This is a genomic window from Achromobacter agilis (assembly GCF_900496965.1).
GTDB lineage: Bacteria > Pseudomonadota > Gammaproteobacteria > Burkholderiales > Burkholderiaceae_B > Achromobacter > Achromobacter agilis.
The window spans coordinates 164983-191028 of record NZ_UFQB01000008.1; the positions used below are offsets into that span (position 1 = coordinate 164983).

Below are 26046 nucleotides of genomic sequence, written 5' to 3' on the forward strand. Positions count from 1 at the left end.
GCGGCATCCGCCGCCTCGGGATCAGACCGTGTCCTGATCCAGCCTGCGGACCGCGGCGCTCAGCGTCGAGAAATCGAATTCCTTGCGGCCGCGCAGCAGGCAGCGCATCAGCACAGTCGTCACGACCGGCACCAGCGCGGCCAGCAGGAAAGACTCCAGCAGGTAGGTCGGCTTATCGCCGGGCGCCGGGAAGTAGAACAGGCCGGCGGCCAGGCCGCTGATCGTGGCCGTGGTCGCCGTCAGGCCGTCGTGCTTGCGGCTGAACAGCCCGTAGAACACGGGAAACGCGGCCGCGGAGCACAGCAGGTCGGCCAGCAGGAAGAGATACAGCACGCTGTAGCCCTGCGAGGCCACGATCATGACCGGAATGGCCATCAGCAGCACCAGCCAGCGCGCCAGGCGCTTCATAGTCATGGACCCGGCGTTGGGCATCAGGCGCCGCAGGTCCACCGCGATGATGCTGGACACGGCGCTGATCGCGGTGTCCGCGGTGCTCATGACGAGGGACAGGCCCAGCGGGATCAGCGCGATCACGAACCACGCGGGCGCGTGCGGCATGATGACGCTGAACAGCGCGATGGAGCTGTCGCCTTGCGGGGCCAGCCCCACGAAGGCCAGGCCGAACAGGCCCATGAGGAAGATGAACGGGGCGACCAGCACGCCGCCCAGCAGGAAGCCGTTGCGCATGGAACGCGCATCGCGCGCGGCGTAGATGCGCTGCCAGTTGCCCTGGTGGAAGATGCCGGTCAGGAGAATGGCCACGAAAAAGGTCAGCCCGGCCTTCACCCCGACCGGATCGGTCAGGTCCAGCAATTGGGGCGCCTTGGCCTGCAGCGCTTCGACGGTGGGCAGCGCCCCGCCCGCCGCTTGCCAGCCCACCACGCACAGGACCACCAGCAAGGGCACGATCACCATCATCTGCACCTGGTCCGTGAAGATCGACGAACGCAGGCCGCCGTAGGTGGTGTAGAGCAAGGTGGTGCCCATCACGATGGCGGCCGTCGCCCACAGGGGCACGGGCGCCAGCATGGTGACCAGCTTGGCGATCGCGGTAACTTCGGCCGATAGCGCGATGAAGAGATAAAACAGCATGATGAACAGCGCCAGCCCGTACATGGGGCGGCCGTAGCGGGCCATCAGGAATTCGGTCAAAGTGTGCCCGTGAGGAATCAGTTCGCGCATGCGCCGCCCCAGCGGAATCATCACCAGCCGCGGCGACATCGATCCCAGCGCGTAGCCGATCACCGCCGCCAGGCCGCCCCAGGTCGCGGCCTGGGCGGGCGAAAACAGGATCCATGCGCCCAGCGTGGACGCCATCAGGGTCAGGATCGTGCCGATCGGCCCCTGGCTGTTGCGGGCCACGATGTAGTCTTCCAGCGTGCCCCGTTTGCGCCGGGTGTACAGGACGCTCGCCAGGGCGAAGCCGCCTGAAAACAGCAACAGCCACATCAGGGCGATCGGTTGGGTCAGCATAAGGCTCGGTCCTCCCGCTGCCGGCGGACCGCCGGACGCGCAACGCGACGGCCCCGCCCGACCAAGGGGGGCCGCAAGATGAATGGAAATCTAGGGAGGGCGCGCGAGTCTTGCGAAGTCCTTCCCTTCGCCGGCATTACCCGGATCAGGTTCAAAGGGTTACCGCGGCGACGCGGAATCTCAGCCCATACAGGGCTCCCCCAGGAATTGCCGCAAGGTTAGGAGAGCGGCGCGCCGATGTCAACGCATTTGGGGCGGGCGCCGGGTCCGCCCATTTGTGCTAAGTTCGCCCGCGTGCGGCGCCCGTTCGCGTGTCCGCCGAAAGCCTAGACGAGCCCGACCATGTCCCCAGCCCTCCTCGCCTCCGGCCCATCCGGAAACCGACCGCCATGTTGCACCTGAATCTGTTCATTTTCGGTTGCGGCCACCACCGTGCCGCCTGGCGCCATCCGGACTCCCCCGTGGAGCGCCTGGGCGACATCGGCTATTACGAGGAACTGGCCCGCAGCGCCGAACGCGGCAAGCTCGACGCCATCTTCTTCGCCGACGGCCAATCGGTCGACAACATCGGCGACGGGCCGCGCTGGTACCTGGAACCGCTGACCACCATGGCCGCCATCGCGCGCGCCACCACCCGCATCGGCCTGATCAGCACAGTATCGAGCACGTTCTTCACGCCGTTCCATGCGGCCCGCCTGGTCGCCTCGCTGGACCACATTTCCGGCGGGCGCATGGGCTGGAACGTCGTCACCTCCATGTTCGACGCGGAAGCCCGCAACCACGGTTACGAATCCATGCCCGGGCACGACTGGCGCTATGCGCGCGCCGAGGAGTTCGTCGACGTCGCGCTGCGGCTGTTCGACTCCTGGGACGAGGACGCCCTGGCAATCGACCGCGGCGGCGTCTATGGCGTGCCGGAACGCGTGCGCAAGATCGACCACCACGGCGAGCATTTCCTGGTCGACGGGCCGCTGACCGTGCCGCGCCCGCCCCAGGGCCATCCCGTGCTGTTCCAGGCGGGCGCCTCGGACCAAGGCCGCGACCTGGCCGCCCGGCGCGCCGAAGCCATCTACGCGGTCGCCTATGACCTGCCCGCCGCCCAGGCCTATTACCGCGACGTCAAGCAACGCGTGCTGGCGGCCGGCCGCAAGGCCTTCGTGCCCATCATGCCGGGCCTGGTCACGTACGTGGGATCGACCGAAGCCGAGGCGCGGGCCAAGCAGCGCGAACTCGACGTGCTACTGCCCAGCGACGCGTCGCTGCGCCAGCTGGGTACTTTCGTGCTGCAGGACTGCTCGGCCTGGGAGCTGGACGCCCCCGTGCCGCCGCTGCCACCGCTGTCCGAATTCACCGGCCCGAAGGGGCGGTACGCGACCATCCTGCGCATCATCGAAACCGAACAGCCCACCGTCCGCCAACTGCTGGGGCGGCTGGCAGCCGGCGGCGGCCACTGCACGATGGTGGGCACGCCCGAGCAGATCGCCGACCGGATGGAGCGCTGGTACCGCAACGAAGGGGCCGACGGCTTCAACCTGATGCCGCCCTCGCTGCCCGGCGGCATCGACGACTTCGTCGAGCACGTGATCCCGGTGCTGCAGCGCCGGGGGCTGTTCCGCAAGGAATACGAGCACACGACCCTGCGCGGCCACCTCGGCCTGGAAAAGCCGCGGCGCTAGCGTCCGCCCCGCCCCTTGAAAAAACAGCGCATCCGGCCGGCAGGCGGATGCGCTGTTTTTTTGGGGAATGGCGGCGAAATTGGCGCAATGCAACAAAATACCCGACATACTTTATCAATATGTACGCGATTTTTAGACGCCGCTTTTTCCATAGGTATCAATACCTCGCCGAATACCCGCAAACGCCCGTTGGTCGAAAACCCGGCCACTGTTGTTGTTATGCAATAAACAGTAGGTATTCTTATGTGAACGAAGTAACTAAATTTTGGCCGTTAAGAAATTAGTCAGAGAGGGCATACCCTAATTCGGCCCTAATTAGCATATCTTGAATGATTGTGTAATTTTCAGTTTCATGCTTTCCCACCCACTTGCCTAAGGTTAGGTCTGGTCTGTCTTCACCGCACTGGAGGCAGGTGACTCAAGCCTTAGAACGGGATGTGACATGAAACTAACAAAAACCTTGCTCGCTGGCGCCATTCTGGCCGGTATGGCCGGCACGGCGTATGCCGAAACCTCGGTGACGCTGTATGGCATCGTCGACTTGGGCCTGACCTACCAACGCGCCAAAGTCGGCACGACCGACTCCAATCGGGGCCTGTATGGCGGCGACTACGCTTCCCGTGTGGGCATGAACGACGGCATCCAGAACGGTTCGCGCTGGGGTCTGCGCGGTACGGAAGACCTGGGCGACGGCCTGTCGGCGGTCTTCACGCTGGAAAGCGGCTTCACGGCCAATAACGGCAACCGTTCGCAAGGTGGCCGCATGTTCGGCCGCCAGGCCACCGTCGGCCTGAGCCACGTCGAATGGGGCCTGCTCGAACTGGGCCGCCAGACCAACATCGCGTCCAAGTACTTCAGCGACATCGATCCGTTCTCGCTCGACTACCTGAACGCCAACATGGGCATGACGTTCAGCGCGGCCAACACCGTCCGCTACGACAACATGGTCATGTACCAGACCCCTAACTGGAACGGCTTCCAGGGCGGCGTGGGCTATTCGTTCTCGACCGACGACGTCGAAGGCCCCACCGGCTTCAAGACCAAGGACAACAACCGCGCCTGGACCGCTGGCGTGAAGTACGACAACGGCCCCCTGAAGCTGGCCCTGACGTACGACGTGCAATACCGCAAGCCGAACCAGCCGCAACCGCAGCAGTTCATCATCGGCGGCGCGTATGACTTCGAAGTGGTCAAGCTGTCGCTGGCCTACGGCCGTTCCGAAGACGGCGTGTTCGCCGGCCAGGATTTCGCGCTGATGGGCGGCCGCCAGCAGTCCGGCGGCATCGCGCGCGGCATGGGCTACACCAACGACCGCTTCACCTGGGACGGCCTGCGCATCAATTCGTACATGGTGGGCGTGAGCGCACCGATCGGCGGCGCCAGCAACGTGTTCGCCTCGTGGCAACGCGCCGATCCCAACAAGAACCTGTACGCCATGGACGTGTACAGCTTGGGCTACACGTACGATCTGTCCAAGCGGACCAACCTGTACGCCCTGGCGTCCTACGCCGATGGTGCTGCGTTCATCAAGGGTGACAAGATCAGCACGCTCGGCGTCGGCATCCGTCATCGCTTCTAAGCAGGTCATGGGCTGCCCCAACTGAGCAGAGTCGGGGCGTCTCCTCATTTAGCCATCCGTTCATCGGATGGCTTTTTTTTGGTCCGCCGGGCCGGGGCCCCTAGCCCGCCAGCGAGGCTGGCTTGCCCGGCTCGCCGGGCGCCGCCGCCCGGACTGGCCGGGGCGCCTGCCTGGACCGCGTCGCGATCCAGTCGTACAGCACGACGCCGGGGTAGCGCAGCAGCGCCGCCCCCAGCGCGCCGGCGGCGATGGCCGCCGCTCCGATGAGGATTCCCGCCATCATGGCGCCTGCGGGTCCAACTGCAACTTGAGGATACGGCGCAGTTCCAGGATCGCCGCCGGCGTCTCCTGCACGCTATGCGAATAGGGAATGACCTTTTCGGATTGCGCGCCGTCCAGGTGCGCGCTGCGGTACGGCACCAGGCCATCGTCCGACTCCGCCAGCGGGACGCCCGGCGTGTCGTTCGCGATGATGCTGTGATAGCGTACCGACGGCGAAATCGGCATCCGGCCCGTCAGCAGCACATAGGGGTCTTTCTCGCTCAGGTTGTCCACGCCGTTGGGCACTCGCGCCGGGGATTCGGGCGGAGACGCCCCGTCCGCATCCGCCAGCCGGTTCAGCTTGGCGAACTGCCGGACCACCGTCGCCGGCAGCGTGATCAGGTTGGACAGCCAGCGCGACAGCGTGTTCTCGGCGAACGGCGTGCCCCGGTGCGGCGCCGCGATGAATACGGCCCGCGTAATGCCGGGAAAGGCGTCGAAGCTCAGGATCGGAGCGAACTCCTCACGCGCCTGCTCGAGCTGCTTGTCGTCCAGCCGGCCGCGGTCGCGCAGCGCGTCCCACAACACCGTGCCGGACGACGAGACCAGCAGCCGGCTCAGGACGCCGCCCATGCTGTGGCCGATGACCACGATGTCACGCGAGGCCTGCGCGGTGCCGGCGGGATCGAAATGTGCCATCGTCTGGCTCAGGGCCTCGCGGATGGCGCGGTTGTTCGTCGCCAACGGCGCATTGGTCGGGTAATAGACCTGCCAGATCTGGTAATGCTGGCGCAGCGTTTCGTCTCCCAGCACCTCGTTGGCCATGTTGATCCAGGCTTCCGGGCTGCTCGCCAGGCCGTGCAGCATGATGATGGTGCGCCGGTCCGGATCGTAGGGTTGCAGCAGGTACACATGCGGCGCCACGATGCCTTCTTCGCTGCCCAGCACGTTGCGCAGGGCCTGCGTGGCAAAGCCCGAGCGGGCCAGCCACAGGCCGTAGCCCGACGTGAAGTTCGCGGCCAGTGGCACCTTGGTGCCGGCCAGCTGCACGGCATCGCGCTTGTAGGGATCGTACCCGGTCAGTATCGCCTCCCGCGTCGCCATCACCTGCTCGAGCGTATCGCCGGGGAAGCTCAGGATCGCCGTCACGGCCGGGAACGGCGTTTCGCTGAACGGCGTCTTGAACGTATCGGCGTCATTCACGCGCCGGGCCGTGACCGCCACCAGTTCGGCGCCGAAGCCATCGCGGCGATACATGCCGCGCAGACCCTGGAACGTCAGCGTGGACGCGGGCACCAGTTCATGCGGCAGCCGCCGGCCCTCGGCCAGCTTCACTTCCGACATCTCGCCCAGCACCTGCCACGGCCCTGCCGCCACCTTTTCCCCGGGCCCGGGCGAGCGGCCGCGATACTGCTCGAACAGCCGGGTGACGGCCTGCTGGACGGCATAGTTGTAGTAGTCGCGGACCTGGGTCTGCCTGTCCTCGAAGGCCCGGTCGCTGGGCGAGCGCGGCGTGAAGAACAGGTACGCATAGGCGGCCCGCGCGGTCTGGAGGTAGGCGTCCAGCAGCCGGTCCCTGTCCTGCTGGCCGACAGGCCGTTGCTTCTCGATGGCCAGTGCGTCCGCCAGCCAGGCTTCGGACAGGGTGGCCAGGCGCCGTTCGCTGTCCAGCCCTTCCGTCGCGGTCAGCGCCTGGATGCAGGTATCGGGATCCTTGCGGCAGTCCTGCGCGTTCAGGCCCAGCACGGCCATGGCCTCGCGCGCCGACGCGCTGAGCCGGCCGGTGGTGAGCACGTCGCCCCGGCGCTGGGCGATGTAGTCCTGCGTGCTGACGGACGACACCTTGACGCCCGCGCAACCGGCGCACAGCAAGACGGCAAGGAACGCCGCCGCCCGCACCGCCATCCTTCCGCGGCGGCTCTCCCCCGAGATCATGGAAGGCTCCCGGCGGTTCGCGGCTGGCGGATGGCGCGGGAAAACGCAGCGGCGTCCGGCCCCGGCAGGGCCGGCTTGCCGATAAACGCCTGTTCGCGCAAGGCCGCCAAAGGCTGGCCCCGATCCAGGCCGCCTTGCTCGTACAGGTATTCCGGCAGGTAGCCGGACAGCAGGATGCGGTAATCCATGGGCAGGCCGGGCACGATGGCGCGCACCATCCGGTACACCAGCGTCGTGCAGTTGGCCGTGACCGTATGGTAGAAGCGCGGCGTATCGGCCAGCTCGTTGGCCGTGCGCACGTAGGATAGGAACAGTTCGCGCATCGCGGGCACGGGCATGCTGACGGGATACAGGAATACGCGTTCGGCGCGCGGCCCGGCGCGCACATAGAGGATGTCGCGCTCGTCGGCGGCGACGACGCTCAGTTCGAACTGCTTGAAAAAGCCGCCGATCTCCGAGAACTGTTCGCCGCGCTCTTTGCGGATCTCGACCGAGAACACGACATGGCGGCCGTCGGCAAACCCGAACGACACCAGCGTATGCGCGATCGCCGGGCTGCCCCAATACGACAGGACCATGTCGACGGACGCGAGCGCGTCCAGGTCGTAGCTTCGGGTTTCCCAGCGCGCCGTGTAGCGCGCGTCCGTATCGGGCTGCCAATCGAAGTTGCGCACGTTTTCCAGCGTGACGACAGAGCCGGCCACGCTGCCTCGCAACGTCCGCGCCACGTCGTCGGCCCAGACCCGGTCATTGGACGGCGCCAGCGTCAGCCACCAGCCGCACAGCGCCGCCAGGCCGATCAGATAGACCCACAAGGCCCGCCGCGGCCGCCGCCGCCACAGCGCCACCGCCGCATAAAGGCACAGCCCGGCCCAGGCGAGCATCGCCACGCTTTTGACGGCCCCGCCCCCGGGCATCTGGTAACCCAGCGCCAGGCAACCCCACCCCGCGGACAACACCAGCAGCACGGTCAGGACAGCGCGCCCCGCCATCACCAGGGCGCGAAGCGTTATCCGGCTAGCCTGCGCCATATTGCTGCACGATTTCCAGGACGCCATTGATAACGAATTGCACCGCCATGCACACCAGCAGGAAGCCCATGATGCGCGAGATGGCCTCTACCCCGCCCTGGCCGATCACCGCGACGATGCGGCCGGCCGATCGCAGACAGACCCAGAACAGCAGGCCCAGCAGCGTAAACACGATGACCGGCGTGATGGCGACCACCCACGGCGCATAGGAGGGCGTCACCGTCGCGTCGACCGACGCGGCTCCGCTGATGATCATGGCGATAGTGCCCGGCCCCGCGGTCCCGGGCAGGGCCAGGGGCACGAATGCGATGTTGGGCACTTGCCGGTTCGCCTGTGCGTCGGCGACGTCGACTTCCGAGGCGCTTGCGTCGCCAGACGGAAACACCATGCTGAAACCGATGCTGGCCACGATCAGGCCACCCGCGATGCGCAACCCCGGAATCGAAATGCCGAAGGTGTGCATGATCCAAGCGCCGGCGTAGTAGGTCACGACCATGATGGCGACCACGTAGAACGCCGCCTGCGTCACCTGGCGCTCGCGCTCCTTGTAGGGAATGTGCTGGCCCAGGGACAGCAGCAGGGTCATCGACGTCAGCGGGTTGGCCAGCGGCAGCATCAGGGCAAGCCCCAAACTCACCAGCTTGCCCAATTGAACCAGGTCGTCGGTCATGGCCGCCTCTTGTGCGTAAAGGCGCAGCCCTGTGCCTCGCAGCCGCGCGGGAAATTTTCAATTGTGTAATGTACTATACATTACACATGCTGATCAAAGCCGGAGAGCGGGCACATTACCGCCCGCGGCAACCTGGAGGCGGGAGGACGAAGTGAACACGGTTTCCAACGATACGGCGGCACGCCCGCTGACCAGCAAGGGCGAAGCGCGCCGCGAGCGCCTGCTCGAGGCGGCCACGCAATCGTTGCTGGAGCACGGATATGCCCAGACCTCCATCCAGCGCGTCTTGCGGCAGGCCGGTGGCTCCGCTGCCACCGCCTATCAGCTGTTCGGCAACAAAGAAGGCCTGCTGGCCGCGGTCCTGCAACATGAGCTGGACGGCCTGCGCGCCGCGGTGTTCCCCGCCGCCATGCTGACGCAACCCGTCGGCGTGGCGCTGCATGAGCTGTCCGTGCGCCTGCTGACCTACGCCCTCCAGCCCAAATCGGTCGCCCTGTACCGCTTGCTGATCTCGGAATGCCATCGCCTGCCGCAGCTTGCCGAAGCGCTGCGCATCGCGGTGGAAAAGCAGATCCACGCCCCGCTCGAACAGTGCCTGCGCCAAGCCTGCGAACGAGGCGAACTGCGCATTGACGATCCCCGCCAGGCCGCGCTGACCCTGGGCAACCTGATCAACGGCATCGCCGCCCATGCCCGCCTGTCCGGCGGCAGCGCCGACGGTCCCGATGCCGAACACCTGGCCACCTGCCGCTATGGCGTCGACACGCTGCTGCGGGCCTTCCGCGCCTAGCGCGCGCCGTCAGGGCGCGGCCTGCCGCCCTGCCCGCGCCAGCATGGCGGCCGCCGCCAAGATGCATGCCGCGGCCAGCCAGAGGTTGGCCCGCAGGCCCAGGGCGTCCACGCTGGGCACGCCGAGCAGCGAGCCGGCCGCTATGCCCAGGTTGAACACCGCCACGAAAAGCGAGGTCGCCGCTTCGACCGCACGGGGCGCCGCCTTCATCATCCAGGTCTGCAGCGATACCGAAACGCCGCCGTACGCCAATCCCCAGGCGACTAGCAGCGCTGCGGCCGCCGCAGGGAACTGGCCCACTGCGCTGAAGAGCAGCAAGGTAACCAGAAGGCCGGCCGCGATGGCCAGCAGCGTCGCGGCCGGGCGCCTGGCGGCGGCGCCGCCGCCCAGGAAGTTGCCGGCCACGCCCGCCGCGCCGTAGGCAAAGAGCAGCGGACCGATCCAGGCCGGCCCGAATGCCGCGTGGGACTGCAGCAGCGGCCGCACGAAGGTGTAGGCCATGAAATGCCCCGCAACCAGGCACAGCGTAACGAGCAGCCCCAGCCGCAGCGCCGGGTTGGCCAGTTGCGACACCAGTTGCCGCACGCGCAGCGCGCGTTCGGCGGGCAGCCGCGGCAGGCTCGACGCGTTCAGAAGCAGCACGCCGAAGCACAATACCGCCATGGCGCCGAATGCCGCGCGCCATCCCGCCAGGCCGCCGATGAACGCCCCCAGCGGCACCCCCAGCACGGACGCCACCGCCACGCCGCCAAAAATGATCGACGTGGCCAGCCCGACCGCGCCCGGTGCAACCAGCCGGGCCGCCAGCCCGCCTGCGATCGCCCACACGCCGCCGATGCAGAACCCCACCAGCACCCGCGCCGCCAGGAACCACGCCATGCTCGGCGCGAGGGCGCTGGCGGCGTTGGCGCCCGCCAGCAGCGCGAGCAGGCCGCAAAGAATGACGCGCCGGTCCGCGCCCTTCGCCCCCACCACGACCAGCGGGGCGAACAGCGCCGCCAGGATCGCGGGCACGAACAGCATGAAGCCGCCCATGCCTACCGAAACGCCCAGCGCGGCGGTGATCGGAACGAACAGGCCCACCGGCAGCATTTCGGTCGTGACTACGCAGAACGTGGCCATCCCGACGGCCGTCACGGCCAGCCAGGGACGCCGCAGGTCCGGCGCCGGACAGGGTTGGGGCAGCGGCGAGCCGGAAACGGCGCCGTCTTGCAGGGAAATGCCACGGGTCATGTCGAAAAAGTCCAGATAAGGCCCGTCGCGGGCCGACCCTTGTGCACTCTACTGTTTCCAGCCAGCTGATAAAGTAGGCAATTCGATACACATAAGGGACGAATCGTGCCCAATACGCTCCTGCCCGCCGCGCGCCTGGACCACATCGGAGACCTCCTGGCCTTCGTGCGCGTGGCGGACTCGCAGAGCTTCACGGCAGCGGCCGACAAGCTGGGCCTGTCCCGCTCCGCCATCGGCAAATGCATCGCGCGCCTGGAACAAGGCCTGGGCGCGCGGCTGCTCCATCGCAGCACCCGCAGCGTCAGCCTCAGCGATGAAGGCCGCGTCTTCTACGAGCACGCGCTGCGCATCCTGGCCGAAGTGGAGAACGCGGCCGATGCGATGGACAGCCGCAAGCAGGCGCCCCGAGGGCGGCTGCGTCTCGATTTGCCCGTGTCCCTGGGCCGGCTGCACATCATGCCGCTGCTGCGCGACTACCTGCGGGAGTGGCCCGAGGTGGAAGCGGACGTCAGCTTCACGGACGACTACACCGATCTGGTGCGCGACGGCGTCGACGTGGCCATCCGCATCGGCGGCGACCCGGACAGCCGGCTGGTGCAGCGGGTGCTGGCGCCGCACCGCCTGATCACCTGCGCCTCGCCCGCGTACCTGGAGCGCCACGGCGCCCCCGCCACGCCAGACGACCTGGCCCGCCACCGGACCCTGGCCTTCACGCACGCCGGAGTGCTGGTGGCCTGGCGCTACGCGGTCAATGGACAGGAGCGCCAGGTGCAGGCGGCGGGACGCCTGCGGATGGGCAACACGGAAGCCCTGCGCGACGCTGCGCTGGCGGGCGAAGGCATCGTGCAACTAGGCGCTTTCCTGGTCGGCGCGGACCTGCGCGCCGGGCGGCTGCAGGCCGTGCTCGAATCCGTGGCGCCCGCCGGCGCGCCAGTCTGCGCGGTGTACCCGCACCGCCGCCATCTGGCGCCCAAGGTGCGCGTCCTGATCGACAGCATCGCGCGCGCCTGGAGCGCAGGCCCGCCCTGGGCCGCCCGCGCGGCGCCGGAGCCACGTTGATTTGCATCATCCTTTATGATCTTCAGTATTGCGCTTCGTTATGCAATACCGGATACCCAAGGACGCTGCCTAGCATATCCATGCCTGCCGCCCGCGGCGTCCCGTCTTTTCCCCCGGAGTCTTTCTTGAGCGATATTTACCAATTCAGCCGTGGCACCGCCCCGCTGCTGGTCTCCATCCCCCACCTGGGCAGCCTGATCCCCGACTCGCAACGCGCGCAGATGACGCCCGTGGGCTTGCAGTCCGGCGACACCGATTGGCACCTGGATACGCTGTACCGCTTTGTCGAAGCCATGGGCGCCTCGGTCATCGGCGCGCGCTATTCGCGCTATGTCGTGGACCTGAACCGTCCGCCCAACGACGAAAGCCTGTATCCGGGCCAGACCAAGACCGGCCTGTGCCCGGCCCAGACCTTCCGCGGCGACGCCCTCTACCTGAACGAAGGCATCCTGACGGATGCCGAACGCACCCACCGCCTGCAAACGTATTGGCAGCCGTACCACGCCAAACTGTGCGAGGAACTGGACCGCATCAAGGCCGAACACGGCACGGTGCTGCTCTGGGAGGCGCATTCGATCGCCAGCGTGCTGCCCCGCCTGTTCGACGGCAAGCTGCCCGACCTGAACATCGGCACCTCCGACGGCGCCGCGTGCGCGCCCGACATCCTGGCCGCGGTCGAGGACCGCCTGCGCGACTGCTCCGACTACACCTGGGCCGTCAACGGCCGGTTCAAGGGAGGCTACATCACGCGCCACTACGGCGCGCCGGCGGACAACATCCACGCCATCCAGCTGGAAATGTGCCAGTCCACCTACATGGACGAAACCCATCCCTACGGCTACCGCGCGGATCTTGCCGAGAAAGTGATCCCGGTCGTCGAAGGCCTGGTGCAGGCCGCCCTGCGGCAGGCCTCTGCGCGCCAGCGCTGAGTTTCCGCCATTTCCTGCCCCGGCCCAGGCGATGAACCGCTTTACGTTCAACACCACCGAAAGCTATCCGGAATGGAACCTGCTGCTGACCTGGGTGGCGGTGGTGGAGTCCGCGTCGGTATCCGGCGCGGCGCGCCTGCTGGACCTGTCGCAGGCGGCTGTGTCGCAGCGCGTGAAGCAGCTGGAGGCCGCGATGGCCACCGTGCTGCTGGACCGCAGCACCCGGCCGGCGCGGCCCACGCCCGCCGGCGAGCTGCTGTTCGACCACGCTGCCCGCCTGCTCGCGCAGGCGGGCGACATGACCGAAAGCGTGCGCAACCTGAGCCGGGCCAAGCGCAATATCGTCCGCTTCGGCTGTGTCGACTCCTTCGCCGGCACGCTGGGCCCGACGCTGATCCACGGCCTGTCGGGCGCGTCGCGGCAGATCCGGCTGTGGTCGGGCATCACGCCGGTGCTGGACAAGCAGCTGGAGGACCGGCAGCTCGACCTGGTCGTCACCACCAGCGCATCGGCCGGCAAGCCCGCCATCCGCAAATACAGCCTGTTCAGCGAGCCCTATCTGCTGATCGTGCCGCGCTCGATGGACATGGAAAACATCGAATCGCTGAAAGAACTGGGCAGGCAGGCGCAATTCATCCGCTACAGCGCCCGCTCCTTCATCGGCGCCGAGATCGATCGCCTGATCGAAGCCCAGGGCGTCATGATCGAACGCACCTTCGAATTCGACAACACCGATCCGCTGCTCAGCCTGGTCACGGCGGGGCTGGGCTTTGCGATCAGCACGCCGCTGTGCATCTGGCAATCGCGCCATTTCGTGGACCAGTTGCGGGTGCTGCCGCTGGCGCCCTATCTGGGTATGGCGCGCGGCGACGACGGCAGCCTGTCGCGCACCCTCTATCTGGCCGCCCGCCAGCAAGAGGTCGGCAAGCTGCCGACCGAGGCCCGGGACGTGATCCTGATGGCGATGGAACGCCTGATCCAGAAAGACATCGCCCCGGCCCTGGGGCTGCCGCCCGCCACGCTGTGGCGCAGCACGCGGCGCTGACCGCGCTCCGTTCACCTCAAGGCAAGGCGGCCGTCAGAGTCGGCACGGCATCGAACAGATCGCCGACCAGGCCGTAGTCCGCCACGCCGAAGATCGGCGCGTCGCCGTCCTTGTTGATGGCGACGATGGTCTTGGCGTCCTTCATGCCGGCCAGGTGCTGGATGGCCCCGGAAATCCCGACCGCCACATACAGCTCGGGCGCCACGATCTTGCCGGTCTGGCCCACCTGCCAATCGTTCGGCGCATAGCCCGCATCGACCGCGGCACGCGAGGCGCCCAGCGCCGCGCCCAGCTTTTCCGCCAGCGGATCCAGCAACTTGAAGTTTTCGGCGCTGCCCAGCCCGCGTCCACCCGACACCACCACCCGGGCGCTGCCCAGGTCGGGCCGCTCCGATACGGCGATCTCGCGGCTGACGAAACGCGCGCAGCGGTCGCAAGACGCGGCGGCTACCGTCTCGATCGCGGCATTTCCGCCTTCGGCCGGCGCGGGATCGAAAGCCGTGGCGCGGATCGTAGCCACCACCACCGGATAGCCGCTGCGCACGGTCTCGATCGCGTTGCCGGCGTAGATGGGGCGCTTGAACGTGTCCGGGGCCACCACCTGGATCACGTCGGACACCTGCGCCACGTCCAGCAGCGCGGCAACGCGCGGGGCGACGCTCTTGCCATGCGCCGTGGCCGCCATGAACAGGTGGGAATAGCCGCCGGCCATCGCCACGGCCTGGGCCGCCACGCTTTCCGCCACGCCGTCGTCGAATTGCGGCGACTGCGCCAGCAGCACCTTGGCCACGCCGGCGGCGCGGGCAGCCGCCTCGGCCGCCGGGCGCGCGTCCGCGCCGGTCACCAGCACGTGCACCGGCATATCCAGTTTGCCGGCGGCGGCAATGGCGTTGAGCGTAGCGCCGTTCAGCATGCGCCCGTCGTGTTCGGCAATAACGAGTACCGTCATCAGATCACCTTCGCTTCGTTCTTCAGTTTGTCGAGCAGCGCGGCCACGTCGGCGACCTTCACGCCGGGCGGGCGCGCCGCGGGCGCTTCGACGCGCAGCGTTTCCAGGCGGGATACGGGGTCCACGCCCAGGCCGTCTGGCGTCTCGGTATCCAGCGGCTTCTTCTTGGCTTTCATGATGTTGGGCAGCGTCACATAGCGCGGCTCATTCAGCCGCAGGTCTGCCGTGACCACGGCCGGCAGGGTCAGCTCCAGCACCTCCAGCCCGCCATCGACCTCGCGCGTGACGCGAACCGTATCGCCTTCCACGCGGATATCGCTGGCATTGGTGGCTTGCGGCCAGCCCAGCAGGGCTGCGAGCATCTGCCCCGTCTGGCAGGCGTCATCGTCGATCGCCTGCTTGCCCAGGATCACCAGGGCGGGCTGTTCCTTGCGCACGACCGCAAGCAGCAGCTTGGCCACCGCCAGCGGCCGCAGCGCGGCGTCGGTCTGGACCAGCACGCCCCGGTCCGCGCCGATCGCCAGCGCGGTGCGCAGCGTTTCCTGCGACTGCGCCGTGCCGCAGGTAACGGCGACGACCTCGCTTGCCGCGCCCTGCTCTTTCAGGCGCACGGCGGCTTCGACGGCGATCTCATCGAACGGGTTCATCGACATCTTCACGTTGCCGATGTCGACGCCGCTCTGATCGGCCTTGACGCGCACGTTGACGTTGTGGTCAACCACGCGCTTGACCGCGGCAATTACCTTCATGAAAACCTCCAGGAAAAAAGAATCACAGGCGCCCCGGGGCCCTACGCCCCGGCGCTCGGCGCCACCGGTTTCAGGCGCCGTCGGCCGCGGCGACGCCGATATCCAGCACGATGGCCGAGATGCCGCCCGGCGGCGGGCGGGCCGCGGGAAGGAACGCGCCGCCGGCATCGCCCTCGGCCGCCGTGACGAGGTATTCGCCCGCCGCCAGCGCCGCGCCCGGCGCCTTCCCGTCCAGGCGGCCCGCGCGCAGGGCGAGCACCAGCCGGGTCGTCCGCGGGGAACCGTCCAGCCCGCCGGCCGCGAGCGGCGCGGCCGCCCCGCCTGCGACGAATACGTGGGCGGTCGCGGCGCCACGCAGTACGAACAGATTCAACACGCGCACCGGTCCGCCCAGCAGGCGGGACGTGAACGCCGCATCGCCCGCGAACCCGGCAGGCTCGCCGGGCAGCAGCAACATCGCCGCGCTCTCGCCGCGCAGTTCCACGCCCTGCCCGGACAGCACGACCGACACGCGGTCATAGCCTGGAAAGCGGGAATACGGACCGTCGCGATCGATGTCGGCGATGCTCACGCGCCAGCGTGCGGCGCTGTCCGCGGCCAGCGTGCGGGTCTGGCCCGCCCCGTTTTTCCAGGGCTCGGGCGGCAGGGCCAGCCAGCTGACAGGCATGGCGGGCGCGGAATCAGGAGACCGCGCCAAGGCCGTACTTCCCGGTAAGCAGCGCGCCGCTCTGGAAGCGGCCGATGTCGTAGGGCGCGAGCGACACATCGGTGGCCAGCCCCAGCGCCTCCTGTGCCAGCACCCGCCCCACGGTGGGCGACAGCTTGAAGCCATGGCCCGAGAATCCGAATCCCACGATCAGGCCGGCCACGCCGCCGACGCGGCCCAGCACGGGGTTCCAGTCGGGGGTGACGTCGTACACGCCGGTCCACGAAGACGCCAGGCCGGCCGTCTCGTACGCCGGGAAGCGCTCGGCCACCTGCGCACCAACCTCCGCCACGTAATCCAGCGGAATGTCGCCCTGCTCGGCATCGCTCTGCTGCAGCTTTTCGCCGACGATGCCCTCGCTCACCAGCATCTGGTTGCCGCCATAGCTGCGGCAATACAGCATCCCCGGGGACGCCAGGTCCTTATAGACCGGCATCGCGTAGGTATAGGGCGCCTGGTCGCACTCCAGCGCCAGCACGGCGTGGCGCTCCGGCACGACGGGCATGGGCACGCCCGTCCAGTGCGCCAGCTCCGAGGTCCAGATGTTCTGCGTGCTGATGACCAGCGGGCTGGCGTAGTCGCCTTCCGAGGTGGACACGCCCGCCACCCGGCCGTTCTCGACCAGCAGGCGCCGCACGTCGACGTTTTCGCGGATGGTCACGCCGCGGCGGCGGGCGCCGCGCGCGAAGCTGGTGGCCACGAGATAGGCATCGGCGAAGCCCGCGTCGGGTTCGAAACCGATCAGCGCGGCATCGTCGAACGAGGCGATGGGCAGCAGCTCGCGCGCCTGCGCGGGGTTCAGCATTTCCAGCGCGATGCCTTGTTGCACCTGCTGCGCCAGCGCGCTGCGCAGCGGCTCCAGTTTGCCGTCGTCGGCCGCGCTGATGAGATAACCGCACTTGACCAGGCCGCACGAGGCTTCGTCGTCGCCCACATAGTTGGCGAAATCATTGAACACACGCCATGAGCGCTGCGCCAGTTCCACGTTCTCGCGCACCGAATAGTGGGTGCGCAGAATGCCGGAGGACTGCGATGTCGTGCCCGCGCCGATCGTCGCCCGATCCAGCACCAGCACGTTCTTCGCACCCAGCTCCGCAAGGTGGAAGGCCACGGAACTGCCGATCACGCCGGCACCAATCACGATCACGTCATAGCTTTTCAAGACAAGGCTCCAAGGACAAGTGGCGCGAGTGTGAACCCGGCTTTCCGGAGCCGCCGCAATATAAGCCCAGCGAAATCTGACCATCGCCATTGCTTATATTCACGCCGCCGGCCGATGTACAGGCGAAAGTCACGTCTGCCGCGCCCACAGAGCGCCGGTGACATGACATCCATCAGTCAATCTACATCTACGTAGGGGAAGAATATGAACATGAACCGCCGCGCCATGTTGGCGCGCACCGCGGCACTGGCGGGCGCAAGCGTCCTCGGATTTCCCATGATCGGCCGCGCGGCCGGGGCGTCGTGCACCTACGGCGGCTCCGCCTGGCTGGGCCATTACTCGGCCTACATCGCCCTGAAGACCGGCCTGTTCGCCAAGCAGGGCCTGGACATCAAATGGCAGAGCTTCGCGACGTCCTCGGACCGCATGAGCGCGGTGATGGCCGGCAACGTCGACCTGGCCGGCACCGGCGTGGTGTCGTCGCTGGCGCTGATGGCCGCGGGCGCGCGCCAGTTCCAGGTCATCGCCACGCCCAACAACTTCGGCCGCGCCGAAGGCGTGCTGGTGCGCGAAGATGTCACCTCCGTCGCCGGCCTGAAAGGCAAGAAGATCGGCGTCACCTATGCCTCCAGCGCGCACGTGCTGCTGCTGGACGTGCTGCGCCAGGCCGGGCTGGACCCGGACAAGGACGTATCCATCATCAACCTGCCCGCCACCAATATCCTGTCTGCGTACCAGGGCAAGCAGATCGACGCGGCGGTCGCCTGGACCCCGGCCTTCGACCGCATCAAGGCCGTGCCCGGCACGCGCGTGCTGCTCGACGATACGGCCTTCTCGCTCTACAAGCAGTACGCCATCACCCCGGGCCCGGACGTGCTTCTCACGCGGGCCAAGCTGGGCAAGGAGAATCCCGAGGCGGTGCGCAAGTTCCTGCAAGCCGTGTTCGAGGCCAACGCCATGCTGAGCGGACAGCCTGAAGAAGCCGCCGGCGTGCTGCTGGAACTGACCGGCCTGTCCAAGGAAGACCAGTTGGCCGTCATCAAGCAGACGCAGTGGTACTCAGCCGCCGACCAGAAGGCGCTGATGGTGGAGCCCGGCAATTTCGTGAGCGGCATGCAGCAACTGGCGGAGATGCTGGTCTCGCTCAAGCAGATCGACCGCGCGCCCGTGGTCAAGGACTGGGTCCAGGTCTCGTACCTCTAAGCACGGAACCGCCCGCCTATGTCCATTCGCACGTCTTCAAGGGAAACGCGGCTGATCTGGGTCAGCGCGCTATCGCTGCTGGGTTTTCTGCTGTGCTGGGAAGCGCTGTGCCGCGCCGGCGCGGTGGACCCCATCTTCCTGCCCGCGCCGTCACAGGTCCTGGCGCGCGCCCTGTCCATGTCGGACCAGGGCACGCTGTTCTACAACGTCCTGGCCTCGACCCGGCGCGTCATGGTGGGTTTCATGGCGGCGGTCATCGTGGCCATTCCGCTGGGGATCCTGCTGGGCACCTCCAAGGTGGCCCGCGCCGTGTTCGATCCCATCATCTCCTTCCTGCGCCCGCTGCCGTCCATGAGCTGGATCCCGCTGTCGCTGCTGTGGTTCGGCATCACCGAAACGCAGAAGTACAGCATCGTCTTCATGGGCTCCTTCGTGCCCGCCCTGCTCTACGTGATGGAGGCAACCCGCAGCATCGATCCCGTGCTGGTGCGCGCCGCCCGCAACCTGGGCGCCAACCGCTGGCAGGTCATGCGCGAAGTGCTGTTCCCGGGCTGTCTGCCGCAGATCCTCTCGGGCATGAAGATCATCCTGGGCTTGTCCTGGACCTGCGTCATCTCGGCCGAGCTGGTGGCGTCCAAGGAAGGCCTGGGCTTCATGATCATGAACGGCAAGGAGTTTTTCCAGACCGACACCGTGGTGCTCGGCATGGTCCTGATCAGCTTCACCGTGCTGGTGACCGATCTGTGTTTGCGTCTACTTGAGCGATGGGTGCTGTCATGGCAACGATGACCGACGATACGATGATCCGCCTTGCCGGGGTTTCCAAGTCCTATGGGGGCATCACCGTGCTCGACAAGGTCGACCTGGAAGTCCGGCGCGGCGAATTCCTGGTGCTGCTGGGCGCCTCCGGCTGCGGCAAGTCCACCCTGCTGAACCTGATGGCGGGCTTCATCGCGCCCGACAGCGGCAGCATCGCCGTCAACGGCAAGCCGGTGACCGACGTGACCGCCGCCTGCGGCATGGTGTTCCAGCAATACGCCCTGTTTCCCTGGCGCACCGTGCAGGAGAACGTGGAATTCGGCCTGAAAATGCGCGGCATGCCGCGCCAGGAACGCGCGCCGATCGCCCGCAAGTACATCGAGATGGTCGGGCTGAAACAGGCGGCGGACAAATATCCGCACGCCCTCTCGGGCGGCATGAAGCAGCGCGTGTCGATCGCCCGCGTGCTGGCCAACGACCCGGACGTGATGCTCTTCGACGAACCCTTCGCCGCCTTGGACGCCATGACCCGGCAGGTGCTGCAGGACCAGTTGCTGTCGATCTATGAACAGAGCGGCAAGACCATTGTCTTCATCACGCACTCCATCGACGAAGCACTGACCCTGTCCACCCGGATGGCCGTCATGGGTTCCAAGCCCGGCCGCATCGTGCAGGACATCCACAACGACCTGCCCCATCCGCGCAGCGCGGACGTGCAGCTGTCGCCCCGCTTCGTGGAACTGAAGCGGGCCATCTGGGAGCGCGTGCAGGAAGAAGTCACCCGAAGCATGGAACTGGCCGCCTAGGGCCAGCCCCCTCCCCAAAGCCCCGCGCGGGCGCTTGCCCTCCCGATTCCGCCCCAGGCGCCTGCCGGCCCTGGGGCGGAATCTTTTCGTCTGTATCTCGCGGGTTTACCCCAATTATTCTGATTACATCTCCAGTCGTAGCATATCAATCGAGCTACGTAAAACATTACGAGCCACAATGAAAAATACGTGGAGACAAAAAATGAAGACATGGAGTCCCGCCGTCCGAGGCGCGCTGGCCTTGTGCGCCCTGTTCGCAGCAAGCGCGCACGCCGCTGAACCGGACACGTTCAAGATCGGCGGCGTCGTGTCGCTATCGGGCACCTACGGCATCTTTGGCGAAGACATGCGCAAGGGCGTCACCATCGCCATCGAGCAGCGCGGCGGCAAAGTGCTGGGCAAGCCCATCCAGGTCACGTGGGAGGACGACGAGACCAAGCCGCAGCCAGCCGTGCAGAAAACCACCCGCCTCATCTCCGACGGTTCGCAGATGATCTTCGGCGCGGTCAGTTCCGCCAGCACGCTGGCGATCATGAACATCGCCAAACAGCGCAAGATCCCTCACCTGGTCACCATGTCCGCCGACGACAAGATCACCGTGCCGGGCGGTTCCCGCTATACGTTCCGCACGTCCAACACGCTGGGCATGGAACAACGGATGGCGCTGGCCTACACCAAGGAACAAAAGCTCAAGCGCATCTACGGCGTCACGGCCGATTACCAGGCCACGCGCGATAGCTGGGAGTGGTACCGCCGGGAAGCCGAAAAGGCCGGCGTCGAAATCGTGGGAGCGGACTTCCCGCCCCTGGGCAACCGCGACTACTCGTCGATCGCCGACAAGATCGCGCGCTCCAACGCCGATGGCGTGGCGCTCTTCATGACGGGCTCGGACGCCGTCACCATGGTCAAGCAGGCGGGCCAGATCGACCTGGGCAAGACGCGCAAGATCTTCGGCCCGGTCATCGCCGATGAGACCATGGCGGCCGGCGTCGGCTCCACGTCGGTGGGCGTCCAATCCGGCGTGCGCTACCACTTCACCGTGGAAAACGAAGCCAACAAGGCCTTCGTCGAGGCGTTCCGCAAGAAGTACAACGAGTTTCCCTCCGCCGCCGCGGGCGAAGCCTACGACGGCATGAGCTGGTGGCTGGACGTGGTGGACAAGACCGGCACCTGGGACAAGGAAAAATGGGTCGAAGCCTTCGCCGGCAGCGTGCGCGGAAATTCCGTCGAAGGTGAGAAAACCATGCGCGCTTGCGACCACCAGGCCATGCAGAACGGCTTGTGGGGCGTCGTGAATACGGGCAAGCCGCCCCAGCCCGCCTACGTGATGGACATCGTCCGCGTGTTTCCGCCGGACCAGGTCTTCGAAGCCTGCGCCGGCTGAGCCGCCGCGCCTGACACACCGGCCGGCCCTCGGGCCGGCCGGCTCCCGGTGCGCCCGCGCGCCGCCTGACGGATATCTGCCATGTCCACCGTGATCATCGGCCTGAGCCTGGGAATGCTGCTGTTCCTGCTGGCGTCTGGCCTTACGCTAATTTTCGGCATGCTGGGCGTTATCAACTTCGCCCACGGCGCGCTATATATGCTGGGCGCCTATCTTGCCTTCGACATCCAGTTGCGCACCGGATCCTTCATCGCCGGCCTAGTCGTGGCGACGGCCGGCGTCGGCCTGGTCGGCGTCGCGATGGAGCGGCTGGCGCTGCGGCCGCTCTACAGCCGCCCCCACTTCTACCAGCTGATCCTGACCTTCGGCTTCATTCTCGTCATCAGCGAAGCCGTGAAGATCATCTGGGGCCTGGGTTACCAGGAAACGCCGATGCCCGCGCTGCTGGCGGGCACGGTCGAGCTGGCGGGCAGCACCATCCCCGTCTACCGCTTGTTCGTGATCATCTTCGGCCTGCTGGTCTGCGCCGCGCTCTTCTTCGTACTGGAAAAAAGCACTTTCGGCATGCTGGTGCGCGCGGCCAGCAGCGACGGCGAGATGGTGCGCATCCTGGGCCTGCCTGCCGCCCGCATCCGGAGCGCCGTATTCGGCATGGGCGCCGCGCTGGCGGGCCTGGCGGGCGCCATCTCCGCCCCGCTGTTCCCGATTGAATTGGGCATGGCCACCAACACCATCATCGATTGCTTCATCGTCGTGATCCTCGGCGGGCTGGGCAACATCCGCGGCGTGGTCGCGGCGTCGCTGCTCATCGGCATGGTCCGGGCGGTGGGCTACACCTTCATGCCCAGCTGGGTCGACATCCTGACCTTCGCCATGCTGATCGCCACACTGCTCACGCGTCCCCAGGGACTGTTTTCCCGTCAAGCGAGGCTGGCATGAAGATCTCCCGTCAAAACGCCGTGATCTCCGCCTGCGCCGCCGCCGTGGTGCTGGCGATCCCCTTCTGCACGCAGAACGATTTCCTGCTCAACCTGACCATCCTCATCATGGTGTGGTCGATCTTCGCGGTGGGCTTCGACCTGGTATTCGGCCTGCTGGGCATGGTGTCCTTCGGCCACGCCGCCTTCCTGGGCACGGGCGGCTATGCGCTGGCCCTGGCCACCCAGCGTTACGGCCTGCCGTTCGAGGCGGGGCTGGGGCTGGCCATCCTGGCGGGCGCCGCCTGCGCCTGGATCTTCAGCGTCTTCGCGCTGCGGGTCTCGGGGATTTTCTTCGCGCTCGTCACGCTGGCGCTGTCGCAGCTCATGTACATCCTGGCGGACAGCAAGCTGCGCGAATGGACGGGCGGCGCCGACGGATTGCCGGGTATCGGCCGTCCGGAACTCGCCGGCATCGACTTCTTCGATACCGTGAATTTCTACTGGTATGTGGCGGCCGTGTTCGCCCTGGTGATGGCCCTGATGGCGATGCTGCGCGCCTCGCCGTTCGGCCGCGCGGTGGCCGGCGTGCGCCAGAACGAGATCCGCGCCAGCCAGCTGGGCTACAACGTGCAGCGCCTCAAGCAGATCGCCTTCCTCGTTTCCGGCGCGGTCGGCGGCCTGGCCGGCGGCCTGCTGGCCGCGGTGCTGATGTACATGAACCCGCAGATGCTGCACTGGACCACCTCGGGCGACGTCATCATCATGACCCTACTGGGCGGCTCCGGCACGCTCTGGGGGCCGGTGGCCGGCGTGCTGCTCTTCGAAGCCCTGAAGGAATGGCTCAGCGGCTGGACGCCTTATTGGTACGGCATCCTGGGGCTGGTCTTCATCCTGGCGACGCTGTATTTCCCGCAGGGTGTGCTGGGTGCGCTGCAGGCCCGCTGGGGCCGGGAACGTCCCGCCGCGCCCCCGGCTGCCGGCCAGGCGGCGCCCGCCGTGCCGCTCGCGCCTCGCGAAGGGAGCCTGTCATGAGCGGCATCGCCCTGCAATGCGACAAGGTCAGCGTCACGTTCGGCGCGCTGCGCGCCATCGAGGACTTCAGCTACGCCTTCGAGGCCGGACGCGTGTACGGTCTGATCGGCCCCAACGGCGCCGGCAAGACCACCCTGCTCAATGTGCTGGCCGGACACCTTCCCGGCCATGGCGGCAGCATCCTGTGCCACGGCGCGGACATCTCGCGGCTGCGCGCCTATGAGCGCGCCCGCCACGGCATCGGCCGCAGTTTCCAGATCACAAAGATCTTCCCGGAAATGACGGTGCTGGAGAACCTGCGCATCGCCGCGCAGATCAGCCATTCGCGCCTGCTGCCCTTCTGGCTGGCCCCGCGCTACGACCGGCGCCTGGCCTCCACCATCGACGCGATGCTGGAACTGACGGACCTCGCGCCCTGGCGGGACACCGTCGCCGGCACCTTGTCCTATGGACTGCAGCGCGCGCTAGAGCTGGGCCTGACGCTGCTGCCCGATCCCCGCATCCTGCTGCTGGACGAACCCCTGGCCGGCGTCGGCCACCACGAGATCGGGGCCGCGACCCGCCTGATCCGGCACGCCGCCGCGGGGCGCACGGTGCTGCTGATCGAACACAACATGGACGTGATCATGACGCTTTCGGAACACATCGTGGTGCTGTCCAACGGCCGCAAGGTGGCGGAAGGCCCGCCGCAAGCCATCCGCGACGACGCCACGGTGCGCGCGGTCTATCTGGGCGAAGAGGTGGCGGCATGATCGAACTGCAGCACGCCGGCGTGCATTACGGCCAGGCGCTGGCGCTCAAGGACATCACGCTGCGCGCGGGCCAGGACGAGATCGTCGCCATCGTGGGGCGCAACGGCGCCGGCAAGTCCACCGTACTGAAGACGCTGATCGGGCTGCTGCCGCTGTCGTCGGGAAGCCGGCTCGTCGCCGGCCAGGACGCCACGCGCCGCGCCGTCGAACAGATCAGCCGCGACGGCATCGCGCTGGTGCCCGACACCCGCCGCATTTTTCCCAACCTGACCGTGCGGGAGAACCTGAGGATGGGCGCGCTGGCGCACCGGCCCGGCTACTGGACCACGGACAAGGTGCTACAGGTTTTTCCCCGATTGCAGGAGCGCATCGGCTTCGACGGCGACCAGCTGTCGGGCGGCGAGCAGCAGATGCTGTCGATCGCGCGCGCCCTGCTCGGCAATCCCCGCATTCTGCTGCTGGACGAACCCACCGAGGGTCTGGCGCCGCGCATCGTCAATGAGCTCATCGGCGTCTTCACCGAAGTCCACCGTCAGGGCACCGGCATCGTATTGGTCGAACAGAACCTGAAAGTACCCGCCCGCCTTGCGCATCGCCAGTACGTGCTCGACCACGGCGAGGTCGCCTGGAGCGGATCGGCCGCGCAAGTCGAGGCCGAGCGCCACGTCATCGAATCCATTCTCACCACCGGTATCCCATCATGAGCAACGACACCACCTATATCGCGGGCGTGGGCATCACCCGCTTCGACAAGCAGCCCGGCAAGAGCGTCAAGGACCTGGTGCGCGACGCGGTCACCCAGGCATTGGCGGACGCGGGCTGCGATGCCGCCGGCCTGCAGGCAGCCTATTTCGCCACGGCCGGCCAAGGTTCGATCGAAGGCCAGTACATGGTGGCGGGCCAGGTCGCGCTGAAAGCGATGGGCATCACCGGCATTCCGGTCACCAACGTGGAAAACGCCTGCGCCAGCTCCAGCACCGCGCTGAACGCCGCGCACCTGTATGTCGCCTCGGGCGCGGGCGACATCTGCCTGGCGGTGGGCGTCGACAAGCTGTTCTCGGATGACAAGGCCAAGAGCTTCGCCGTGTTCGACGGCGCCTGGGACGTGCACGACGCGCCGGCCCAGATGGCCCGGCTGATGGCGCTGGCGCCCGATGTGACGCCGCCGCCCGGCTTCGAGGAGCCCGGCAAGCGCAGCGTGTTCATGGACATCTACGCCAGCCTGGCGCGCCTGCACATGAAGACCTTCGGCACCACGCAGCGCCAGCTCGCCGCGGTGGCCGCCAAAAACCACATGCATTCCACGCTCAATCCGCTGGCGCAGTTCCAGTACCCGCTGACCATCGACGAAGCGCTGGCCGCGCGCCCCGTCTCCTGGCCCCTGACGCTGCCCATGTGCGCGCCCATCAGCGACGGCGCGGCCGCCGCGATCGTCTGCAACGCCCAGGGTCTGAAGCGCCTGCAACGCGCGCGAGCGGTCCGCCTGTACGCCAGCGTGCTGCGCACCGCCACGGACCGCCCCGCGGACCGCTATGACCGCCACCTTTGCCACCTCGCGGCGATGGAGGCGTACGAACGCGCCGGCGTCGGCCCCGGGGACATGTCCCTGGCGGAAGTCCACGACGCCACCGCGTTCGCGGAAATCCAGCAGACCGAAGCCCTGGGGTTCTGCGCCTTCGGCGAAGGCGGCCCCATGGCGGAATCCGGCGCCACCAGCCTGGGCGGGCGCATCCCCATCAATGTGTCCGGCGGCCTGCTGTCGCGCGGCCATCCCATCGGCGCCACGGGCCTGGCCCAGGTCCATGAAATGGTGACCCAGCTGCGCGGCGAGGCCGGCGCCCGCCAGGTCGAAGGCGCGCGCTTCGCCGTCGCCGAGAATGGCGGAGGATTCAACGGCGTGGAGGAAGCGGTCACCTGCATCACCCTCCTCGGCCATTGAACTC

Annotated in this window: 25 protein-coding genes and 1 riboswitch; of the genes, 15 read left to right on the forward strand and 10 right to left on the reverse strand. The window is 67.3% G+C overall.

The annotated features are described in order from the left end of the window. Nucleotides 1–21: 21 nt before the first annotated feature. Complete coding sequence (locus tag AGI3411_RS12240; RefSeq protein WP_129527639.1) at nt 22–1473, reverse strand: sodium:solute symporter family protein; 1452 nt, start codon at nt 1471–1473, stop codon at nt 22–24. 105 nt (nt 1474–1578) lie between these two features. Continuing rightward, nucleotides 1579–1685: riboswitch (TPP riboswitch) on the reverse strand. Between the two features lie 177 nt (nt 1686–1862). On the opposite strand from AGI3411_RS12240, the gene AGI3411_RS12245 reads away from it, so the two are divergent. After that, nucleotides 1863–3149, forward strand: coding sequence for an LLM class flavin-dependent oxidoreductase (locus AGI3411_RS12245; protein ID WP_129527640.1), 1287 nt, complete (start codon nt 1863–1865; stop codon nt 3147–3149). A 442-nt stretch (nt 3150–3591) separates the two neighbouring features. Beyond that, nucleotides 3592–4728, forward strand: a complete 1137-nt coding sequence (locus AGI3411_RS12250) for a porin (RefSeq protein WP_129527641.1) — start codon at nt 3592–3594, stop codon at nt 4726–4728. A gap of 100 nt (nt 4729–4828) precedes the next feature. Here the strand turns inward: AGI3411_RS12250 and AGI3411_RS12255 are convergent, their stop codons facing one another. The 4 genes from AGI3411_RS12255 to AGI3411_RS12270 are packed head-to-tail and all read right to left on the reverse strand — an operon-like array spanning nt 4829 to nt 8625. After that, on the reverse strand, nt 4829–5011 hold the full coding sequence (locus AGI3411_RS12255; RefSeq protein ID WP_129527642.1) for a hypothetical protein: 183 nt from the start codon (nt 5009–5011) through the stop codon (nt 4829–4831). After that, nucleotides 5008–6924 (reverse strand): esterase/lipase family protein, encoded by a 1917-nt coding sequence (locus AGI3411_RS12260; protein WP_165359157.1) that lies wholly within the window; start codon nt 6922–6924, stop codon nt 5008–5010. Before AGI3411_RS12260 ends, AGI3411_RS12255 begins: the two co-directional genes overlap by 4 nt. After that, nucleotides 6921–7955: an Lnb N-terminal periplasmic domain-containing protein gene (locus AGI3411_RS12265; RefSeq protein WP_129527643.1), complete on the reverse strand. Its 1035-nt coding sequence runs from the start codon at nt 7953–7955 to the stop codon at nt 6921–6923. The genes AGI3411_RS12260 and AGI3411_RS12265 overlap by 4 nt, the downstream gene beginning before the upstream one ends. Beyond that, complete coding sequence (locus AGI3411_RS12270) at nt 7942–8625, reverse strand: MarC family NAAT transporter (RefSeq protein WP_129527644.1); 684 nt, start codon at nt 8623–8625, stop codon at nt 7942–7944. Before AGI3411_RS12270 ends, AGI3411_RS12265 begins: the two co-directional genes overlap by 14 nt. A 151-nt stretch (nt 8626–8776) precedes the next feature. On the opposite strand from AGI3411_RS12270, the gene AGI3411_RS12275 reads away from it, so the two are divergent. After that, nucleotides 8777–9415 carry a TetR/AcrR family transcriptional regulator gene (locus tag AGI3411_RS12275; RefSeq protein WP_129527645.1) on the forward strand — a complete coding sequence of 213 codons (639 nt, stop codon included), beginning with the start codon at nt 8777–8779 and terminating at the stop codon, nt 9413–9415. Between the two features lie 9 nt (nt 9416–9424). Here AGI3411_RS12275 and AGI3411_RS12280 read toward each other — a convergent pair whose 3' ends face one another. Continuing rightward, entirely contained in the window at nt 9425–10648 is a 1224-nt protein-coding gene (locus tag AGI3411_RS12280) for an MFS transporter (RefSeq protein WP_244240332.1), read from the reverse strand. A 105-nt stretch (nt 10649–10753) separates the two neighbouring features. Between AGI3411_RS12280 and AGI3411_RS12285 the strand changes: the two genes are divergently transcribed. From AGI3411_RS12285 to AGI3411_RS12295, 3 genes are all read left to right on the forward strand, one after another. Then, the gene (locus AGI3411_RS12285; protein WP_244240333.1) at nt 10754–11707 is read left to right on the forward strand and encodes a LysR family transcriptional regulator; all 954 of its coding nucleotides are present in this window, start codon (nt 10754–10756) and stop codon (nt 11705–11707) included. Between the two features lie 125 nt (nt 11708–11832). After that, entirely contained in the window at nt 11833–12636 is an 804-nt protein-coding gene (hutG, locus tag AGI3411_RS12290) for an N-formylglutamate deformylase (protein WP_129527646.1), read from the forward strand. Nucleotides 12637–12667: 31 nt separating this feature from the next. Further along, a complete protein-coding gene (locus tag AGI3411_RS12295; RefSeq protein ID WP_129527647.1) occupies nt 12668–13681 on the forward strand; it encodes a LysR family transcriptional regulator in 1014 nt (337 codons plus the stop codon). 16 nt (nt 13682–13697) lie between these two features. Here AGI3411_RS12295 and AGI3411_RS12300 read toward each other — a convergent pair whose 3' ends face one another. The 4 genes from AGI3411_RS12300 to AGI3411_RS12315 form a co-directional block, all read right to left on the reverse strand. Further along, a complete protein-coding gene (locus AGI3411_RS12300; RefSeq protein WP_129527648.1) occupies nt 13698–14630 on the reverse strand; it encodes an FAD-binding protein in 933 nt (310 codons plus the stop codon). Further along, entirely contained in the window at nt 14630–15379 is a 750-nt protein-coding gene (locus tag AGI3411_RS12305) for an electron transfer flavoprotein subunit beta/FixA family protein (protein ID WP_129527649.1), read from the reverse strand. Before AGI3411_RS12305 ends, AGI3411_RS12300 begins: the two co-directional genes overlap by 1 nt. 70 nt (nt 15380–15449) lie before the next feature. Next, nucleotides 15450–16046 (reverse strand): HutD/Ves family protein, encoded by a 597-nt coding sequence (locus tag AGI3411_RS12310; protein ID WP_129527650.1) that lies wholly within the window; start codon nt 16044–16046, stop codon nt 15450–15452. A 13-nt stretch (nt 16047–16059) separates the two neighbouring features. Continuing rightward, complete coding sequence (locus AGI3411_RS12315) at nt 16060–17247, reverse strand: NAD(P)/FAD-dependent oxidoreductase (protein WP_129527651.1); 1188 nt, start codon at nt 17245–17247, stop codon at nt 16060–16062. A 204-nt stretch (nt 17248–17451) separates the two neighbouring features. Between AGI3411_RS12315 and AGI3411_RS12320 the strand changes: the two genes are divergently transcribed. The 9 genes from AGI3411_RS12320 to AGI3411_RS12360 all read left to right on the forward strand — a co-directional run bounded on the left by AGI3411_RS12320 (nt 17452) and on the right by AGI3411_RS12360 (nt 26042). Then, nucleotides 17452–18450 (forward strand): aliphatic sulfonate ABC transporter substrate-binding protein, encoded by a 999-nt coding sequence (locus tag AGI3411_RS12320; RefSeq protein WP_208748073.1) that lies wholly within the window; start codon nt 17452–17454, stop codon nt 18448–18450. 18 nt (nt 18451–18468) lie between these two features. After that, nucleotides 18469–19239, forward strand: a complete 771-nt coding sequence (locus tag AGI3411_RS12325) for an ABC transporter permease (protein ID WP_129527652.1) — start codon at nt 18469–18471, stop codon at nt 19237–19239. Continuing rightward, entirely contained in the window at nt 19227–20015 is a 789-nt protein-coding gene (locus AGI3411_RS12330) for an ABC transporter ATP-binding protein (RefSeq protein ID WP_129527653.1), read from the forward strand. The genes AGI3411_RS12325 and AGI3411_RS12330 overlap by 13 nt, the downstream gene beginning before the upstream one ends. Nucleotides 20016–20217: 202 nt before the next feature. Next, a complete protein-coding gene (locus AGI3411_RS12335; protein ID WP_129527654.1) occupies nt 20218–21399 on the forward strand; it encodes an ABC transporter substrate-binding protein in 1182 nt (393 codons plus the stop codon). An 81-nt stretch (nt 21400–21480) separates the two neighbouring features. Continuing rightward, nucleotides 21481–22338, forward strand: a complete 858-nt coding sequence (locus tag AGI3411_RS12340) for a branched-chain amino acid ABC transporter permease (protein WP_129527655.1) — start codon at nt 21481–21483, stop codon at nt 22336–22338. After that, nucleotides 22335–23351 carry a branched-chain amino acid ABC transporter permease gene (locus tag AGI3411_RS12345; protein WP_129527656.1) on the forward strand — a complete coding sequence of 339 codons (1017 nt, stop codon included), beginning with the start codon at nt 22335–22337 and terminating at the stop codon, nt 23349–23351. The genes AGI3411_RS12340 and AGI3411_RS12345 overlap by 4 nt, the downstream gene beginning before the upstream one ends. After that, nucleotides 23348–24103, forward strand: a complete 756-nt coding sequence (locus AGI3411_RS12350; RefSeq protein WP_129527657.1) for an ABC transporter ATP-binding protein — start codon at nt 23348–23350, stop codon at nt 24101–24103. The genes AGI3411_RS12345 and AGI3411_RS12350 overlap by 4 nt, the downstream gene beginning before the upstream one ends. Next, a complete protein-coding gene (locus AGI3411_RS12355; protein WP_129527658.1) occupies nt 24100–24807 on the forward strand; it encodes an ABC transporter ATP-binding protein in 708 nt (235 codons plus the stop codon). The genes AGI3411_RS12350 and AGI3411_RS12355 overlap by 4 nt, the downstream gene beginning before the upstream one ends. Further along, nucleotides 24804–26042: a thiolase family protein gene (locus AGI3411_RS12360; protein ID WP_129527659.1), complete on the forward strand. Its 1239-nt coding sequence runs from the start codon at nt 24804–24806 to the stop codon at nt 26040–26042. The genes AGI3411_RS12355 and AGI3411_RS12360 overlap by 4 nt, the downstream gene beginning before the upstream one ends. Nucleotides 26043–26046: the final 4 nt, after the last annotated feature.